The sequence below is a fragment of the Streptodolium elevatio genome, from assembly GCF_053592165.1.
Window position 1 is genome coordinate 1 of record NZ_JBSFVE010000001.1, and the last position, 17,192, is coordinate 17,192.

At 71.1% G+C, this 17,192-nt stretch carries 10 protein-coding genes; 9 read left to right on the forward strand and 1 reads right to left on the reverse strand.

The features are described 5' to 3' along the window. The first annotated feature begins 200 nt into the window (after positions 1-200). The 6 genes from ACWD12_RS00005 (at position 201) to ACWD12_RS00030 (ending at position 8,855) form a co-directional block, all read left to right on the forward strand. The gene (locus ACWD12_RS00005) at positions 201-680 is read left to right on the forward strand and encodes a hypothetical protein (RefSeq protein ID WP_450097663.1); all 480 of its coding nucleotides are present in this window, start codon (positions 201-203) and stop codon (positions 678-680) included. 120 nt (positions 681-800) lie between these two features. Next, positions 801-2,384: an alpha/beta hydrolase gene (locus tag ACWD12_RS00010; RefSeq protein ID WP_450097664.1), complete on the forward strand. Its 1,584-nt coding sequence runs from the start codon at positions 801-803 to the stop codon at positions 2,382-2,384. Continuing rightward, positions 2,385-3,110, forward strand: coding sequence for a hypothetical protein (locus ACWD12_RS00015; RefSeq protein ID WP_450097665.1), 726 nt, complete (start codon positions 2,385-2,387; stop codon positions 3,108-3,110). It abuts the gene before it with no gap. A gap of 102 nt (positions 3,111-3,212) precedes the next feature. Next, positions 3,213-5,177, forward strand: coding sequence for a VWA domain-containing protein (locus ACWD12_RS00020; RefSeq protein WP_450097666.1), 1,965 nt, complete (start codon positions 3,213-3,215; stop codon positions 5,175-5,177). A 225-nt stretch (positions 5,178-5,402) separates the two neighbouring features. After that, positions 5,403-6,812 carry a hypothetical protein gene (locus tag ACWD12_RS00025; protein WP_450097667.1) on the forward strand — a complete coding sequence of 470 codons (1,410 nt, stop codon included), beginning with the start codon at positions 5,403-5,405 and terminating at the stop codon, positions 6,810-6,812. A gap of 117 nt (positions 6,813-6,929) precedes the next feature. Further along, positions 6,930-8,855, forward strand: coding sequence for a VWA domain-containing protein (locus ACWD12_RS00030; protein ID WP_450097668.1), 1,926 nt, complete (start codon positions 6,930-6,932; stop codon positions 8,853-8,855). Between the two features lie 83 nt (positions 8,856-8,938). On the opposite strand, the gene glgP is transcribed toward ACWD12_RS00030, so the two are convergent. Beyond that, positions 8,939-11,563 carry an alpha-glucan family phosphorylase gene (gene glgP, locus ACWD12_RS00035; RefSeq protein ID WP_450098183.1) on the reverse strand — a complete coding sequence of 875 codons (2,625 nt, stop codon included), beginning with the start codon at positions 11,561-11,563 and terminating at the stop codon, positions 8,939-8,941. Between the two features lie 418 nt (positions 11,564-11,981). On the opposite strand from glgP, the gene ACWD12_RS00040 reads away from it, so the two are divergent. From ACWD12_RS00040 to ACWD12_RS00050, 3 genes are read left to right on the forward strand one after another with little or no spacing between them, the layout of a single operon-like run. Continuing rightward, the gene (locus ACWD12_RS00040; protein ID WP_450097669.1) at positions 11,982-13,967 is read left to right on the forward strand and encodes an alpha-1,4-glucan--maltose-1-phosphate maltosyltransferase; all 1,986 of its coding nucleotides are present in this window, start codon (positions 11,982-11,984) and stop codon (positions 13,965-13,967) included. Next, entirely contained in the window at positions 13,964-15,658 is a 1,695-nt protein-coding gene (treS, locus tag ACWD12_RS00045) for a maltose alpha-D-glucosyltransferase (RefSeq protein ID WP_358349943.1), read from the forward strand. Before ACWD12_RS00040 ends, treS begins: the two co-directional genes overlap by 4 nt. Further along, positions 15,655-17,160, forward strand: coding sequence for a maltokinase N-terminal cap-like domain-containing protein (locus ACWD12_RS00050; protein WP_450097670.1), 1,506 nt, complete (start codon positions 15,655-15,657; stop codon positions 17,158-17,160). The genes treS and ACWD12_RS00050 overlap by 4 nt, the downstream gene beginning before the upstream one ends. Positions 17,161-17,192 lie beyond the last annotated feature (32 nt).

Sequence of the window (17,192 nt, forward strand, 5' to 3'; positions counted from 1 at the left end):
CCGGCACCGGCACCGGCACCGGTGCCGGTGCCGGTGCCGACCGAGTCTCCGGGCCGCGGGAACCTCCCCCGCATCGGCCGCACTTCCACCCTTCGCGACCGGAAGCCGACGTTCCCGGCTTCATCCCTGTCACCTGGGGCGATCCGTCAGTAAAGTGACGCCCGGTATCGCCGTCGGGGACATGAGTCGGGGGACTTGTCATGGCCGATCAACCACCGCCCGGGCACGCTCCCGAGCCCACCGGGCCGCCCGCGCCGGAGCCGACCGGCGTGGCACCGACGGGCGCCGCGCCGACGCGCCCGGGGACGCCCGGCACGCCCGCGACCCCGTCCCCCGCTCCCGGCGTGAACCCGTACCCGACGGATCCCCGGTACCTGCCGGGCATCGATCCCGCCCGGGCCGGCAAATACACCGTCCAGTCCGGGCTGTTGCTCCCGGCCGCGTCCCGCGCCGACGGCTGTGCGGACAGCCTGCTGGCGCTGAGCGCGGGACTCGCACAGGGCGCCCCCGCAGGCATGGCCGGATTCCGGACGGCGACTCAGGCGGGGTCCCTGGCCGACTCCTGGTCCCGCGAACTGGCCCTGGTCTCCGAGGCCGCACGGCAGTGCGCCACGAAGATCCGTACGACGACGAACGCGTACTTGGAAGCCGAGGCACGCAATGCCGGCAATCTGCGCTGAGGCAACTGATCCGGCAGGCACGACAGGCACAGCGGGTACGACCGGCACTACAGGCACAGCGGGCACGACAGGCACGACACGCACACGTCACGGTGGGGTGACACGCGGGGGGATACGCGGATGGTCACATACGACGCTCTGAAGGACGCACGGTTCGACTCGCTCCGGTCGCACGCCGACACGTGGGGCCGGACCATGAACCAACTCGACATCGTGGTACGCGACTTCGAACTCGGCGTCTGCGGCGCGACGGAGCATGCCGGGTGGAAGGGCGACGCCGCGGGCCTCGCCAACCCCGAACTCGAGGACGCCCTGCGGCGGATCCGCATCGCCGCCCTCGAGGCCCGCGCCGTCGCCGCCGAACTCGACTTCGCCGTCGAGGCGTTGAGCGACTGCCAGTACCGCCTGTTCGCCGAGGTGCACACCGCGTTGACGAGCGGGGTGACGATCACGGGCAACGGCGCGGGCGGATTCACCGTCACCGAGACCCGGCCGCCCACCGCCCTGCGCGACGATCTGGAACTGTCCTCCGTACAGTCGATGCTCGACGGGTACGCCCAGCGCGTCCAAGGCATCCTCGACGACGCCGCCGCGGCCGACACGCTCCATGCCGCCCTGCTCGCCAAGCTCGCCGCCGGGGAGGTGGCACGCGGCGACGACGCCGCGCTCAAGCACGCGAAGCAGGACCTCGAGAGCGTCTTCGGCAGCATGTCGCCGCAGCAGACCGGGGCCTGGTGGGCCCAGATGACCGAGGCGGAGCGGCAGGCGTTCCTCGTCGACTACCCGTACGAGGTGGGCGCGATGGACGGCGTACCGGCGACCGTGCGCAATCAGGCGAACCAGACCGCGCTGAACTCCCGGCTCGCCGACCTGGGTCCGCTCGTCACCGGGGGCACGGCCACCGCGGCCGAACGCAAGGAGTGGGAGAACCTCCAGAAGATCAACCAGGTGATGGCGGGCAACGTGGAACGCCGTCCCGAAGAGCAGCTGATGCTGCTGAAGTTCGGCACCCGGACGCGGGACGGAGAGGTGGTCATCTCCGTGGGCAACCCCGACACCGCGAAGAACACCGCGATCACCGTGCCGGGCGTCAACACCACGGTCGCCGGCAAACTCACCGAGCAGGTGGAGCGGGCCACCAACCTCCAGCGTGTCGCCGACCGGGTCACGCCGGGTGTGCCGGGCGACGCCGCGGTCATCGTGTGGCTCGACTACGACTCCCCCGAACTCTCGCTCACGGCCGGTTCGTTGTCCTCGGGCGCCGGCCCCGGCCGGGCGCAGGAGGGAGCCGGACGGCTGGACCGCTTCGTGGACGGCACCCGGGTCACCGGGCCCAAGGACCAGCACCTGACCGTGGGCGGGCACAGCTACGGCACGTCCGTCGTCGCGTACGCGGCCCGCGACGGCGACGGACTCGACGCCGACGAACTCGTGTTCGTAGGCAGTCCCGGCGTCCAGGTCGACCACGCCTCCGACCTCAACTTCGACCCGAACCGGGTCTGGGTGGGAATCGCCCCGGACGATTGGGAGGCGCCCGCGTCCAGCTTCCTGCACGGCACGTTGCCCACCGACGACGATTTCGGCGCGCACCGCTTCGCCGCGAACGACGGCGGCCATTTCAGCTACTGGGACATGCGCTCGGAGTACGAGGGCGACACGAGCATCCAGAGTCAGGCCGACATCATGATGGGCAGGACCCCGTAAGTGACCGTGCCGCCGCTCGGAGTCCCGACCGTCACCCTCGCCCGCACCCGCGAAGACGGCTACCAGCTCCTGCGGATGTTCGTACTGGCGTCCGGCGCCGAGGAGTCGGACGGCGCGCTCGACATCTTGCCGGGGCCGTGCGGGGGCGAGATGGACCCCCGGGAGCGTGCCGAGGGCTACTATCGCGTGCTCGTGCTGGGCGGCTTCCGGGCCCTCGGCGACAACCAGCACGGCGCCTTCGCCGGCATGCACGACTTCGTGCGGCGCAACCGGTTCCGGGTCCGCCGCTACCGGAACCCCGAGGCGGCCGCGTACCGTCCGGACGCGGTCGGCCAGTGGGAGCTGAAGGGGGTCGTGGACGACCGGGACGGCTTCGCGTTCTCCGTCTTCACCGTGCGGCCGCAGACGCATGTCGCGGTCTGGATCACCAGCTCCTGCCGCCGCACTCCCGACCGCGACGAGCCCGACGGGCCGTTCACCCTGCCGTCGCTGGTCCCGCACGTACCGTCGAACGCGCCCGTCTGGGCGCCGCGTCCGTGGGATGCGGCCCGGCTCGGGGACGCCGCCGCGTCGTCTGTGCTGCCGGTGCCCCCGGCGCCGCCTGGGTCGCCTGGGTCGCCTCGGCTACCTGGGCCGCCCGGGCAACCGGACGCACGGCGCGCCGCGCCGACCCTGCGAGCGCCCGATGCCGGCACGATCGAACGCATCCGCGACCTCCTCGGCTGAGCGACGGGAACCCGTCAAGGGATACGCGAGGGTCCCTGACCGGCCGCAAGCTCGCCGATGATCCATACGCTCGGGGTCCGCCACGACGAAGGAAGCAGGTCCATGACCGTCCGAACCCGACGTACGCGTGCCTCGGTGCTCGTGCTCCCGGCTCTCATGCTCGGGGGCTTTCTGTCCGCCGGTGCCGCCCAGGCCGCGCCCGCCGCACCGTCCACACCTGCCGCGCCGGTCGCGCCCTCGGCCGCGGAGGCCGGGCCGCCGCCGAAGATGGAACTGGTGCTGGACCTGTCCGGTTCGATGAAGGAGAACGACGCGGGCGGTCAGACCCGCCTCGCGGCCGCCAAGCAGGCGGTGGGCCGCATCATCGACACCGCACCTGCCGACGCCGCCCTCGGACTGCGCGTCTACGGCGCCACCTACGCGGGCGAGAACAAACCCGAAGGTTGCGCGGACACCCAGCAGTTGTTCCCGGTCAAGACCATGGACGCCGCCGCGCGTACCGCCGCGAAGCAGCGCGTGGCCGGGATGAACGCGGTCGGCTTCACCCCCATCGGGGTGTCCCTGCGCGAAGCGGCCAAGGACGTCGGCACCGACGGCAAGCGCCGCATCGTGCTGGTCTCCGACGGCGAGGACACCTGCGCACCCCCGCCGCCCTGCGACGTGGCCCGCGAACTCAAGGCCCAGGGCATCGACCTGGCCGTCGACGTCGTCGGCTTCAAGACCAGCGGCGCCGCCCGCGACCAGCTCAAGTGCATCGCCCAGGTGTCCGGGGGCGAGTACGCGGACGCGGCCGACGCCGACGCGCTCACCGCCAACCTGAGCACCCTGTTCCGCCGTGCCTGGACGACGTACAACGCCACCGGGATTCCGGTGCAGGCCTCGACCACCAACTGCGCCGAGGCACCGCTGATCGGGCCCGGGCAGTACCTCGACGCCGTCACCACGGGCGGCAAGCAGTACTACCGCGTCAAGAAGACACCCGACCAGATCCTCCAGGTGAGCGCCACGGTCGCGCTGACGCCGTCGATCCAGCACTCGAACATCGAGATCGACGCCGGGCCCATGACCCCGACGGGCGACCCGCGCGGGTGGATGCGCGCCTTCAGCCAGAGCACCGGATGGGCGAACGTGCTGTCCGTCGGCGGCCGGACCGAGGCTCCCAAGCCCGGCTCCACCCCCGACTCGGTGCCCGGCGACGAGGGCTGCGTGATGATCGAGAACCACGTGACCGACCCGACGGAGAAGCGCTTCCCGCTCGAACTCCAGATCGGCCTCGCGGACGCCGACCTCGCCAAGAGCGCCGGCAAGTCCGTGGCCGCGCCGACCCCCAAAACCGGTGCGGACGCGACCGGCGGCTTCTCCTTCAACAGCGCCACCCCGATCGGCGCCGGTACGCACAAGCAGAGCATCGCCGTCGGCGAGTGGCCGATCTGGCGCGTCGACCTCAAGGCCGGGCAGCGCCTGACCGTCAAGGCCGGGGCGCAGATCCCCGCGGACCTGCCGTACTCGCCCAACTCCGGGCTCGGCGTCCTGCTGTTCAACCCGCAGCGCGACAGCGTGGGCTGCTCCACCAGCCGGGGCGCGATCGAGCTGATCGGCTCACGCACCGGCCGCGTCGAAAAGGTGTGCGACACCTGGGAGATCGCCAAGCCGAACGACACGAGCGTCCAGAACGCCGGGTTCAGCGAGCCGGGCACGTACTACATCGCGCTGGGCCTCGGCTCGCTGCCCGAAGAGGCGCTGGGCGCGGTGATCCCGGTCGACCTGACCGTGGCCGTCGACGGCACGCCGCGCACCGAGCCCCGGCTCGTCTTCGACTTCGGCGGTACGCCGGCGTCGACCGGGACCGGGAACGGTGCCGCGGCCACCGGCGGTGACGGCAGCGCGGCCGGCGCGTCCCGGCCCGGCCAGACACCGGGGGCGAACGGCGCCGAACTGGCCGGCGAGCCGACGTCGGCGGCACGGGACGACAAGTCCACCGCGGAGGAACTCGCGCTGCCCGTCGGTATCGCGGCCGCCGTACTGCTGCTCGCGGGCGTCGGCTACTACGGTCTGCGACGGCGCTGATCGATGGTCGTGTCGTGCCTGTCGTGCCTGTCGTGCCTGTCGTGTGGGCCGTGCCTGTCGTGCGTGAAGCGCTTCACGCACGGCACGCACGGCAGGACCGGCACGACCGGCAGGTCACGAGGGATACGCGAGGGTCCCTAGTGCTGTCTGCCGCGCCGCATGATCCCTACGATCGTGGCTCCGCGGAGTTTGCGGCATGGGAGCGACGACAAGGAGCCGGAGTCCATGACCATCCGAACACGACGCTCGCGCGCCGCCGTGCTCGCAATACCCGTGCTCATGCTCGTCGGAATCCTGCCCGCGTCCTCCGCATCGGCCGAACCGGAGGACTACCGGGGCAAGAGCTACCAGACCTCGGGAACACCCGTGAAAGGCTCGACGGTCGACTGCAAGGACGCGCCGGTCGTGACGCCCGGCCAGTACGTGGACAGCCTGCCCGGTGAGAAGGATCTCTACTACCGCGTGAAGAAGGCCCCCGGCCAGCTCCTCCAGGTCAGCACGACGGTCGTGCTGGCACACCGCTTCACCCGAAGCTCCAGCATCGAGGTGTTCGCCGGACCGATGCCGGCCGACACCAAGCCGGAGGGCTGGCTGCGCTCGTTCGCCACGGTGGTCGGTTGGGCGAACGTCCTTTCCACGGGTGCCCGGAGCGAAGTCCAGGACCCGGACGACGACCCCCGTCCGCTGCCGCCCGACGACATGGGCTGCATCAGGATCAACAACCGCATCAGCGCCAAGGACGACCCGGCGTTCCCCGTCGAACTGCTGATCGGCCTCGCCGACGGCGACCCCGCGAAGGCGGCCGTACCGCAGGCGCCGCAGCAGGTGCGTACCGGAGCCGACGCGGTGGGCGGCTCCTCGTTCCAGAACGCGACGCCGATCGCCCCCGGCACGTACCGGCAGAACCTCACGGTCGGCGAGTTCCCGATGTGGCGCGTCGACGTGCGGCCGGGACAGCGCCTGTCGATCAAGGGCGGTGTCGAGACGCCCGGGGACTTCCCGTACGCCACCACGATGGCGTTCACCGTCGCGACGTTCAACGAGATGCGGAAGGAGACGATCTGCGCCACCGACTCCTCCGGCCGCATCCAGCTCTTCGACCGCCTGAAGGGCCGCTTCGAAGTGTCGTGCGGGCCCTGGGAGATCGCCGACCCCGAGGAGATCCGGAGCAACAACTTCGAGTACGCCACCCCCGGGACCTACTACATCCAGCTCGCCGTCGCCGAGCCCGCCGAGAGCGCCGTCGGGCGCGTCGTCCCCATCGACATGGTCGTCGGCGTCGAGGGTACGCCGCGCGCCGAACCCGCCCCGGTCTTCGACTTCGGCGGCGCTTCGGTGCCGCCCGGGAGCGGTGCGGCGCAGTCGGCGAACGGGACCGGCAACGCGCCCACGACGGGCGGGACCGGGGGGACCGGCGGGTCCGGCGCCCCCGGCAACGGGTCGCAGCAGCCGGGCACGCAGGGCGGGAAAGGCACGGAAGGCGCGTCGGGCACGGCGGAGTTGCCGGGTGAGTCGACGTCCGCAGACGGCGGCTCGGACGACTCCTCGGCGCGGAAGCTGGCACTGCCGATCGGCATCGTCATGGGCGTCGCGCTGCTCGGCGGCGTCGGCTACTACGGCCTGCGGCGCCGCTGAACTCACCGGCTCACCGGGCCGGCACATCGAACGAACGCGTGAACGGACGCGTGAAACGACGCGCCGGAACACCACCGCGACGCGGGCACCGAGAACCACGACGAAGGAAATGGAGCCATGAACACCAGAAACCGTCGCATGCGGGCCACGGCGCTCGCCGTACCGGCCCTCGTGCTCGGCGGGCTCCTGCCCTCCGCCACCAGTGCCCACGCGGCGCCGGCCGAGGGCGAACCCCCACCGAAGATCGAACTGGTGCTGGACCTGTCCGGTTCGATGAAGGAGAACGACGCGGGCGGCCAGACCCGCCTCGCCGCCGCCAAGCAGGCGGTGGGCCGCATCATCGACACCGCGCCGGAGAGCGCGCAGTTGGGCCTGCGGGTGTACGGGGCCACGTACAGCGGCCAGGACAAGGGCCCGGGCTGCGCGGACACCCAGCAGCTCTTTCCGGTCAAGACCATGGACGCCGCCGCGCGCACCGACGCGAAGCAGCGCGTCGCCGCCATGAACGCCGTGGGCTTCACGCCCATCGGCGTCGCGTTGCGCGAGGCGGCCAAGGACGTCGGTACGAACGGCAAACGCCGCATCGTGCTGGTCTCCGACGGCGAGGACACCTGTGCTCCCCCGCCGCCCTGCGACGTGGCCCGCGAACTCAAGGCCCAGGGCATAGACCTGGCCGTCGACGCGGTCGGCTTCAAGACCAGCGGCGCCGCCCGCGACCAACTCAAGTGCATCGCCCAGGTGAGCGGCGGGTCGTATGCCGACGCGGACAACGCCGACGCGCTCACCACGAACCTGAGCACGCTCTTCCGCAAGGCGTGGACGACGTACCAGGCGACCGGCACGCCCATCAAGGGCTCGATCGAGGGCTGCGCCGACGCGCCGATGATCACGCCGGGGCAGTACCTGGACAACCTCACCGGCGGGCGCGATGTGTACTACCAGGTCAAGAAACGTCCGGACCAGCTCCTCCAGGTCTCCGCGACGGCCGTCGCGGAGGAGGGCTACGGGCGCGGCGCCGGTCTGACGGTGCAGGCCGGGACCGTCGGCAGCGGGGACCCGGACGACTGGCTGCGGCAGTACGAGCAGTCGGTGGGCTGGGCGAACGTGATCACCGCGGGCGCGCGCAGCAAGCCGGACGACAAGGGCACGCCGCCGCCGAACGACATCGGCTGCATCATGATCGAGAACAAGGTCACCGATGCGGGCGACATGCCGATGCCCCTCGAACTGCTGGTCGGTATCGCGGAGACGAAGAGCGGCGGGGCCACGGCGAAGGACGTCCCGGTGAAGACCGGGCCCGACGCGGTGGGCGGCTTCTCGTTCAACAGCGCGACGCCGATCGGGCCGGGGACGTACAAGCAGAGCATCGCGGTCGGCGAGGCGCCGTTCTGGCGCGTGGACCTGAAGGCCGGGCAGCAGCTCACGGTCAAGGCGGGCGTCGACATCCCGCACGACTTCCCCAACAGCATCACGGCGGGGTGGAGCGTGAAGATCTTCAACGCCACCCGCAACCCGACGACGTGCGACTCCAAGGACTCCAGCGTCGTCAAGCTGATCCAGCGCGAGAAGGGCCGCTTCGAGCGGACGTGCGGGCCTTGGCAGATCGCCCGTCCGGAGGACGCCGGCAGCTTCGACCCGAACGGGTACGCCGTGCCCGGCACCTATTACATCCAACTCCAGGTCGCCGAGCCCCCGGAGGAGGGCATGGGCCTGGTCGTGCCGATCGACCTGAGCATCGAGGTCGGCGGTACGCCGCGTCCCGGCACCGACCCGGTCTTCGCGTTCGACGGCGAGACCGCGGGCGCCGCGGCGACCGGCGGCAGCCAGGGCCAGGCCGCGACCGGCGGCCAGGCGACCGGGAACTCCGGCCAGAACGGCAAGGAGCAGACCGGCAAGGGCGGCGAGAGCGTCGACCTGCCCGGCAAGTCCGCGTCGGCCGAGGACGACGATTCGACGGCGAGCAAGATCGCGCTGCCGGTCGGCATCGTCCTGGGCGTCGCCCTGCTCGGCGGCGTCGGCTACTACGGCCTACGACGACGATGAGCCGGTAGCGGCGGCACACTCGAACACACGCAGCACCGCCCCGACCCGCGTGATCACCCGGACTGCGGCCGAGGATCACTCGTTCAGCGCAACGGCAGTCCGTCGGCGACGCCTTCGCCGTCCGCCGGGACGGCGATGAGTCCGAGTTCCGCCGGAGTCGCCAGCAGCGCGTGGGCGGGCATCACCCGAACGGTGTAGCCGAACGGACCCGTTCGGTCCAAGGCGAGCGACCCCTCGTAGAACCAGCGGCCGTGCTCGTCGCGGCGTACCGGCTTGAGCGGGGCCACCGCCCCGTCCACGATCGCGTCGGCGCCGTCGACCCGGCCGTGCACGACCTGCACCTCGACGTCCGAGGGGCGCAGGTCGCCCAGGCTCACGAACACCCGCAGGTCGAGCGTGTTGCCGACCTCGGGGGCGTCTCCTATCCCGCCGGACTCGACGTGGTCCACGCGGACCTGCGGCCACGCACCGCGGACCTCGGCCTTCCAGGCCGCCAGGGTCTTCGCCCCGACCAGTTCGTCGGCCGCCATGGAACGGGCGCCGAGCGCGGCCGGCGCGTACAGGCTGTCGACGTAGTCCTTGACCATGCGCGACGCGAGGACCTTCGGGCCCAGCGACACCAGGGTGTGGCGGACCATTTCGAGCCACCGGCTCGGCAGTCCGTCCGGCCCCCGGTCGTAGAACCGGGCCGCCACGTTGTGCTCGACCAGGTCGTAGAGGGCGTTGGCCTCCAGGTCGTCGCGGCGGTCCGGGTCCTCGACGCCGTCGGCGGTGGGGATGGCCCAGCCGTTCGAGCCGTCGTACCACTCGTCCCACCAGCCGTCGAGGATCGACAGGTTGAGGCACCCGTTGAGCGCGGCCTTCATGCCCGACGTGCCGCACGCCTCCAGCGGGCGCAGCGGGTTGTTGAGCCAGACGTCGCAACCCGGGTAGAGGTGCTGCGCCATGGCGATGTCGTAGTCGGGCAGGAAGACGATGCGGTGGCGCACGTCCTCCTGGTCGGAGAACTTCACCAGCTCCTGGACGAGCCGCTTGCCGCCCTCGTCGGCCGGGTGCGCCTTGCCCGCGACGACGATCTGGATCGGGCGGGTGGGGTGCAGCAGCAGGCCGCGCAGGCGCTCCTTGTCGCGCAGCATGAGGGTGAGGCGCTTGTACGACGGCACGCGCCGGGCGAACCCGATGGTCAGCACGTCGGGGTCCAACGCGTGCTCGGTCCAGCCGAGTTCCGCGTCGCCGGCGCCGCGCAGGCGCCACGAGTCGCGCAGCCGTACGCGGGCCTCGGTGACCAGCTTCGCCCGCAGCGTGCGCCGCAGGTCCCACACGGCCTGGGCCGGGATCTGCTCGATCGCGGTCCAGCCGTGCGCCTCCTCGGTCAGCTCCGGGCCGATCTCGCGGGCCGCCAGCTCGAGGACGTCGCGGTCCACCCAGGTGGGGGCGTGCACGCCGTTGGTGATCGACCCGATGGGCACCTCGGCGGGGTCGAATCCCGGCCACAGTCCCGCGAACATGCCCTGGCTGACGTGCCCGTGCAGTTCGCTGACGCCGTTGGCGCGCTGGGCCAGCCGCAGGCCCATGACGGCCATGTTGAACACGCCCGGCTCGCCGCCCGGGAACGTCTCGGCGCCCAGCGCGAGCACCCGCTCGACGGGTACGCCGGGGGCTTCGTTGTCGCCGCCGAAGTGCCGGGCGATCAGCTCGCGGTCGAAGCGGTCGATGCCCGCCGGTACCGGGGTGTGGGTGGTGAACACCGTCCCGGCGCGGACCGCTTCGAGGGCGGCGTCGAAGTCGAGGCCGCTGCTTTCGTGGTACTCGCGGATGCGCTCGACGCCCAGGAACCCGGCGTGGCCCTCGTTGGTGTGGAAGACCTCGGGCTGGGGGTGGCCGGTGAGCGCGCAGAACTCGCGGACGGCGCGGACGCCGCCGATGCCGAGCAGCATTTCCTGGTGCAGGCGGTGCTCGCTGGTGCCGCCGTACAGCCGGTCGGTCACCTCGCGCTCGAAGGGCTCGTTCTCCTCGATGTCGGAGTCGAGCAGCAGCAGCGGGACGCGTCCGACCTGCGCCTTCCAGATGCGGGCGTGCAGTTCGCGGCCGCCGGGCAGGCCGATGAGGATGCGGGCCGGCGTACCGTCCGGGTGCCGGACCAGCGTGAGCGGGAGTTCGTTGGGGTCGAGCAGCGGGTAGCGCTCCTGCTGCCAGCCGTCGCGCGACAGCGACTGCCGGAAGTAGCCGTGCCGGTAGAGCAGACCGACGCCGATGATCGGGACGCCGAGGTCGCTCGCGGCCTTGAGGTGGTCCCCGGCCAGGATGCCGAGGCCGCCGGAGTACTGCGGCAGGGCCGCGGTGATGCCGAACTCGGGGGAGAAATAGGCGATCGCGGCGGGGGCGCCGTCGGGGGCGCTGCCCGGCTCGGGCAGCGACTGGTACCAGCGGGCACCGGTCAGGTAGTCGTTGAGATCCCCCGCCGCGACCGTCAGTCGGGCCAGGAATCTGCGGTCCTCGGCGAGCGCGGCGAGCTTGTCGGTCGGCACCGCGCCGAGCAGGCGGACGGGATCCTGGCCGACTGCGGCCCAGGTCTCCGGGTCGATGGACTCGAACAGGTCACGGGTTTCCGCGTGCCAGGACCAGCGGAGGTTCATCGCCAGCTGGCCGAGGGGCTCCAGTGGAGCGGGCAGAACCGTGCGCACGGTGAAACGGCGGATTGCTCTCACAGCCACCAGACCCTAGCCGGAACCCGGCATGACTTGCGACAGTGGATGCGTGGTGTTTGCAGGGATGGCAAGATCTTGCAGAAAGTGCCGACAACTGAACCAGCCGCAGGCCCAGCGGACGGTATCCATGCGGTAATTGCGCCGTTTGGACCGTGCCCCGCCTGCCGTCGTGATCGTTGAACGAGCGCGTCCCTCGCCCACCTCTTCGCGGGTGAGATCACGTGTCGCAATCGCCGTTACCGGGCAGTCGAGCAGGAGCGTGGGCATGGGCAGTGCGGCCAGGAAGCGTCCGGGTGCGCCGGTCCGATCCCCTCGGAAGACGACCGCGGCCGCACCCGCGAAGAAGCCGGGCGCGACCCGAGCCGCCGCTGCCACGGCCCACGCACCCGCCGTTCCCCACGCAGCAGGACCGGAGCCGATGATCGGTCGCATCCCCATCCTCGACGTCCAGCCCCTCGTCGACTGCGGCACGCGCCCCGCGCGCTGTGTCGCGGGCGAGTCCTTCGAGATCACCGCGACGGTGTTCCGCGAAGGACACGACGCCCTCGGCGTGAACCTCGTGCTCCGCGATCGCCGCGGACGCCAGGGCCCGTACCTGCCGATGAGGCAGGGCGCGCCCGGCACCGACAGATGGCACGCGGAGATCACTCCGCCGTCGGAGGGCATGTGGTCGTACGCGGTCGAGGCGTGGAGCGATCCGATCGGCACCTGGCGGCACGCCGCCGAGATCAAGGTGCCGGCCGGGATGGACGTCGAGCTCATGCTCGAGGAGGGCGCGCTGCTGCTGGAGCGCGCCGCCGAGGGCGTGCCCAAGCGCGCCGGCCGGGCGCCGGTGCTGGACGCGGTCGACGTGCTCCGCGACACCGGGAAGGAGCCGGAGGTACGCCTCGCCGCGGCCCTGGCCCCCTCGGTGACCGCCGCGCTGGCCGCCCACCCGCTGCGCGAACTGGTGACCTCCAGCCCCCGGTTCCCGCTCCAGGTCGAGCGGCAGCGCGCGCTGTTCGGCTCGTGGTACGAGTTCTTCCCGCGCTCGGAGGGCGCCGAGGTCGACCCCGCGGGCGTCCTGCCGCCCCGCTCCGGGACCTTCCGCACCGCGATGGAGCGCCTGCCCTCGATCGCCGCGATGGGCTTCGACGTCGTGTACCTGCCGCCGATTCACCCGATCGGCACGGCGTACCGCAAGGGGCCCAACAACACGCTGGAGGCCGGGCCGCACGACCCCGGGTCGCCGTGGGCGATCGGCTCGCCGGAGGGCGGCCACGACGCCGTGCACCCCGACCTGGGCACCATCGAGGACTTCGACGCGTTCGTGGCGCGGGCCCGCGAACTGCGTCTGGAGGTCGCGCTCGACTTCGCGCTCCAGGTCTCGCCGGACCACCCGTGGGTCGAGAAGCACCCCGAGTGGTTCACCCGAAGGGCTGACGGATCGATCGCCTATGCGGAGAACCCGCCGAAGAAGTACCAGGACATCTACCCGGTCAACTTCGACGAGGACTTCCAGGGCATCGTGCGCGAGACGCTGCGGGTGCTGCGCTTCTGGATGAAGCACGGCGTGCGGATCTTCCGCGTCGACAACCCGCACACCAAGCCGGTGGTCTTCTGGGAGAAGGTCATCGCCGAGGTCAACGGGCGCGACCCCGACGTGATCTTCCTGGCCGAGGCGTTCACCCGGCCGGCGATGATGCACACGCTGGCGAAGATCGGGTTCCAGCAGTCCTACACGTACTTCACCTGGCGTACCGGCAAGGACGAGCTCCAGGAGTACCTGACCGAGCTGTCCGGCGACGCTGCGGCGTACATGCGACCCAACTTCTTCGTCAACACGCCGGACATCCTGCACGCGTCACTCCAGTACGGCGGGCCGGCGGCCTTCAAGATCCGGGCCGCGCTGGCCGCCACGCTGTCCCCGACCTGGGGCGTGTACGCGGGGTTCGAACTGTTCGAGCACGTCGCGGTGGCGCCGGGGAGCGAGGAGTACCTCGACTCCGAGAAGTACCAGTACCGCCCGCGGGACTGGGCGGCGGCGGAGCGCGAGGGGCGGTCGCTGTCGCCGTACCTGACGATTCTTAACCGGGTGCGCCGACACCATCCGTCGCTGCAACATCTGCGAAACCTCAGATTCCATCACACCGACAACGATGCGGTGATGGCCTTCTCCAAGCGCACCCGAACGGGTGCTGCGGACGATCTCGTGGTGGTCGTGGTGAACCTCGACCCCCACGCGATCCACGAGGCCACCGTGTCCTTGGACATGCCTTCCCTCGGCATGGACTGGCAGGACACGTTCCCGGTGCACGACGAGTTCACCGGGGCGAGTTACCGCTGGGGTCAGCACAACTATGTGCGCCTCGACCCGGCACTCGAACCCGCGCATCTCTTCTCGGTCCGGAGGAACAACCCGTGATCGTCAATGAACCCATCTCCGACACTTTTGACGACACACCCCGCAGCCGCCGCGACCCGCTGTGGTTCAAGCGCGCGGTCTTCTACGAGGTCCTGGTCCGCTCGTTCCAGGACAGCAACGGCGACGGCTGCGGCGACCTGAAGGGTCTGACGGCCAAGCTCGACTACCTGCAATGGCTGGGTGTCGACTGCCTGTGGCTGCCGCCGTTCTTCGCGTCGCCGCTGCGCGACGGCGGCTACGACGTCGCCGACTACACGGCGGTGCTGCCGGAGTTCGGGGACCTGGCCGACTTCGTCGAGTTCGTCGACGCGGCGCACAAGCGCGGCATGCGGGTCGTCATCGACTTCGTCATGAACCACACCAGCGACCAGCACATGTGGTTCCAGGAGTCGCGCAACAACCCCGACGGGCCGTACGGCGACTACTACGTCTGGGCCGACGACGACAAGCAGTACGGCGACGCCCGCATCATCTTCGTGGACACCGAGACGTCCAACTGGACGTACGACCCGGTCCGCAAGCAGTACTTCTGGCACCGCTTCTTCAGCCACCAGCCGGACCTGAACTACGAGAACCCGCGCGTCCAGGAGGAAATGCTCGCAGGCCTGCGGTTCTGGCTCGACCTGGGCATCGACGGCTTCCGGCTCGACGCGGTCCCGTACCTCTTCGCCGAAGAGGGCACGAACTGCGAGAACCTGCCGGCCACCCACGAGTTCCTCAAGCGGGTGCGCAAGGAGATCGACGACAAGTACCCCGACACGGTGCTGCTCGCCGAGGCCAACCAGTGGCCGGAGGACGTCGTCGACTACTTCGGCGACGGCGACGAGTGCCACATGGCGTTCCACTTCCCCGTCATGCCGCGCATTTTCATGGCCGTGCGCCGCGAATCGCGCTACCCGGTCTCAGAGATCCTGGCCGGCACGCCGTCGATCCCGCTCAACTGCCAGTGGGGCATCTTCCTGCGCAACCACGACGAGCTGACGCTCGAGATGGTGACGGACGAAGAGCGCGACTACATGTACGCGGAGTACGCCAAGGACCCGCGCATGCGCGCCAACGTCGGCATCCGCCGCCGCCTCGCGCCGCTCCTGGACAACGACCGCAACCAGATCGAGCTGTTCACCGCGCTGCTGCTGTCGCTGCCGGGCTCGCCCGTCCTGTATTACGGCGACGAGATCGGCATGGGCGACAACATCTGGCTCGGCGACCGCGACGGCGTGCGTACGCCCATGCAGTGGACGCCCGACCGCAACGCCGGGTTCTCCGCGTGCGATCCGGGCCGCCTCTACCTGCCGACCATCATGGACCCGGTCTACGGCTACCAGGTCACCAACGTCGAGGCCCAGATGAGCAGCGCGTCCTCGCTGCTGCACTGGACCCGCCGGATGATCGAGGTCCGCAAGCAGAACCCGGCCTTCGGGCTGGGCGTCTACAACGAACTGTCCTCGTCCAACCCGTCGGTTCTCGCGTTCCTGCGCGAGTACGAGGACGACATCGTGCTGTGCGTCCACAACTTCTCCCGGTTCGCCCAGCCGACCGAGCTCGACCTGCGCCAGTTCGAGACATACCAGCCCGTCGAGCTGCTCGGCGGGGTGACTTTCCCGGCAATCGGCGAACTTCCGTATCTCTTGACGCTGGCGGGGCACGGTTTCTACTGGTTCCGACTCACCCGGGGAGCGCGAACGCTGTGACAGAGTCCACCCGACCCCATGACCTGCGCGGTATTCCGGTGGATGCCGTCTGCGGACAGCTGCTGCCCTGGCTGCCGCGGCAGAGATGGTTCGCCGGCAAGGGCCGGACGATCCGAGGGGTCCGGGTGGTCTCCGCGGTCGAGGTGGTCCGGGGCGATCCGGCGATGTTCCACGTCGTGCTCGCCGTCGAGCACGAGGAGGCGGCCGGGCACCCGGCCGCCGTCGACCACTACCAACTCCTCCTCGGCGTGCGCCGGTGGCGCATCGACCGGCTCGACTACGCGACGATCGGCCGGGTGCGCGGGGGCACGCACGACGGCACGGTGCTCTACGACGCCGCCCACGACAGCGAGTTGTCGCGGTGGCTGCTGGAACGGTTCGCCGACGCGGCGGTCGACCGGCCCACCGCGGCCGGGCCGCTGGTCTTCCACCGGTACGCCGACCGCCCGCCGCGCACCCGGCTCGCCGGTCTGGTGGTCGGCGCCGAGCAGTCCAACACCTCGATCGTCTTCGGCGACGACGTCATCATGAAGCTGTTCCGCAGGCTCACCCCCGGGGTCAACCCGGACCTGGAGCTCTGCCTCGCCCTCGCGGACGCCGGCTCCCGGCGCATCCCGCAGCCGGTCGCCTGGTTCGAGTCCGAGTTCGGCGGCGAGACCACGACCCTCGGCCTGCTCCAGGAGTACCTGCGCACCGGCACCGACGGCTGGGAACTGGCCAAGACCTCGGTCCGCGACCTGTACGCCGACCAGGACCTGCACGGCATCGGCTCGGCGGACGCGCTGCGCGCCCACGAGGTCGGCGGCGACTTCGCCGGGGAGTCCTTCCGGCTCGGCGTGGCCACCGCCGAGGTGCACGCGGACCTGGCCCGTACGCTGCCCACCGAGACCGCCGGCGAGGAGCAGCTCGCGGCCCTCGCCGAGCAGATGAGCCGCCGCCTGGACTCAGCGACGGAGGTCGTGGCCGACCTCGCGCCGTTCGCGGACCGGCTGCGCGACGCGTACCGCGACCTGGCGCGCCTGGGCCGCGAGGACCACCCGGTGCCGCTGCAGCGCATCCACGGCGACTTCCACCTCGGCCAGGTCATGCGCACCGCCACCCGGTGGGTGCTCATCGACTTCGAGGGCGAGCCGGCCCAGCCGCTGGTCGAACGGCGGGCGCTGCACTCGCCGCTGCGCGACGTCGCGGCGATGCTGCGCTCCTTCGACTACGCCGCGCGTCACCTGCTCGCCGAGCGCCGCGCGGGCGGCGCCGGGAGCCCCGCGCCGCACCTGGTGCGCCGGGCCGAGGAGTGGGCGATGCGCAACCGCGACGCCTTCTGCGCCGGGTACGCCAAGGCCGGTGCGGTCGACCCGCGCGCCGAACCGGTGCTGCTGCGCGCCTTCGAGACCGACAAGGCGGTCTACGAGGTCGTGTACGAGTCCGGAAACCGCCCCACGTGGCTCCCTGTCCCGATGTCCGCGATCCGTCGTCTCGCCGACCGGGCGCCCCAGCCGCACTGAGCCGTGCGGGACGTTCCCGCCCACCCCTGGAG

What these genes read in the sequence shown, in the direction of transcription:
- ACWD12_RS00005 (WP_450097663.1), top strand. Translation starts at nt 201, where the DNA reads ATGGCCGATCAACCACCGCCCGGGCACGCTCCCGAGCCCACCGGGCCG.
- ACWD12_RS00010 (WP_450097664.1), top strand. Translation starts at nt 801, where the DNA reads ATGGTCACATACGACGCTCTGAAGGACGCACGGTTCGACTCGCTCCGG.
- ACWD12_RS00020 (WP_450097666.1), top strand. Translation starts at nt 3,213, where the DNA reads ATGACCGTCCGAACCCGACGTACGCGTGCCTCGGTGCTCGTGCTCCCG.
- ACWD12_RS00025 (WP_450097667.1), top strand. Translation starts at nt 5,403, where the DNA reads ATGACCATCCGAACACGACGCTCGCGCGCCGCCGTGCTCGCAATACCC.
- ACWD12_RS00030 (WP_450097668.1), top strand. Translation starts at nt 6,930, where the DNA reads ATGAACACCAGAAACCGTCGCATGCGGGCCACGGCGCTCGCCGTACCG.
- ACWD12_RS00040 (WP_450097669.1), top strand. Translation starts at nt 11,982, where the DNA reads ATGATCGGTCGCATCCCCATCCTCGACGTCCAGCCCCTCGTCGACTGC.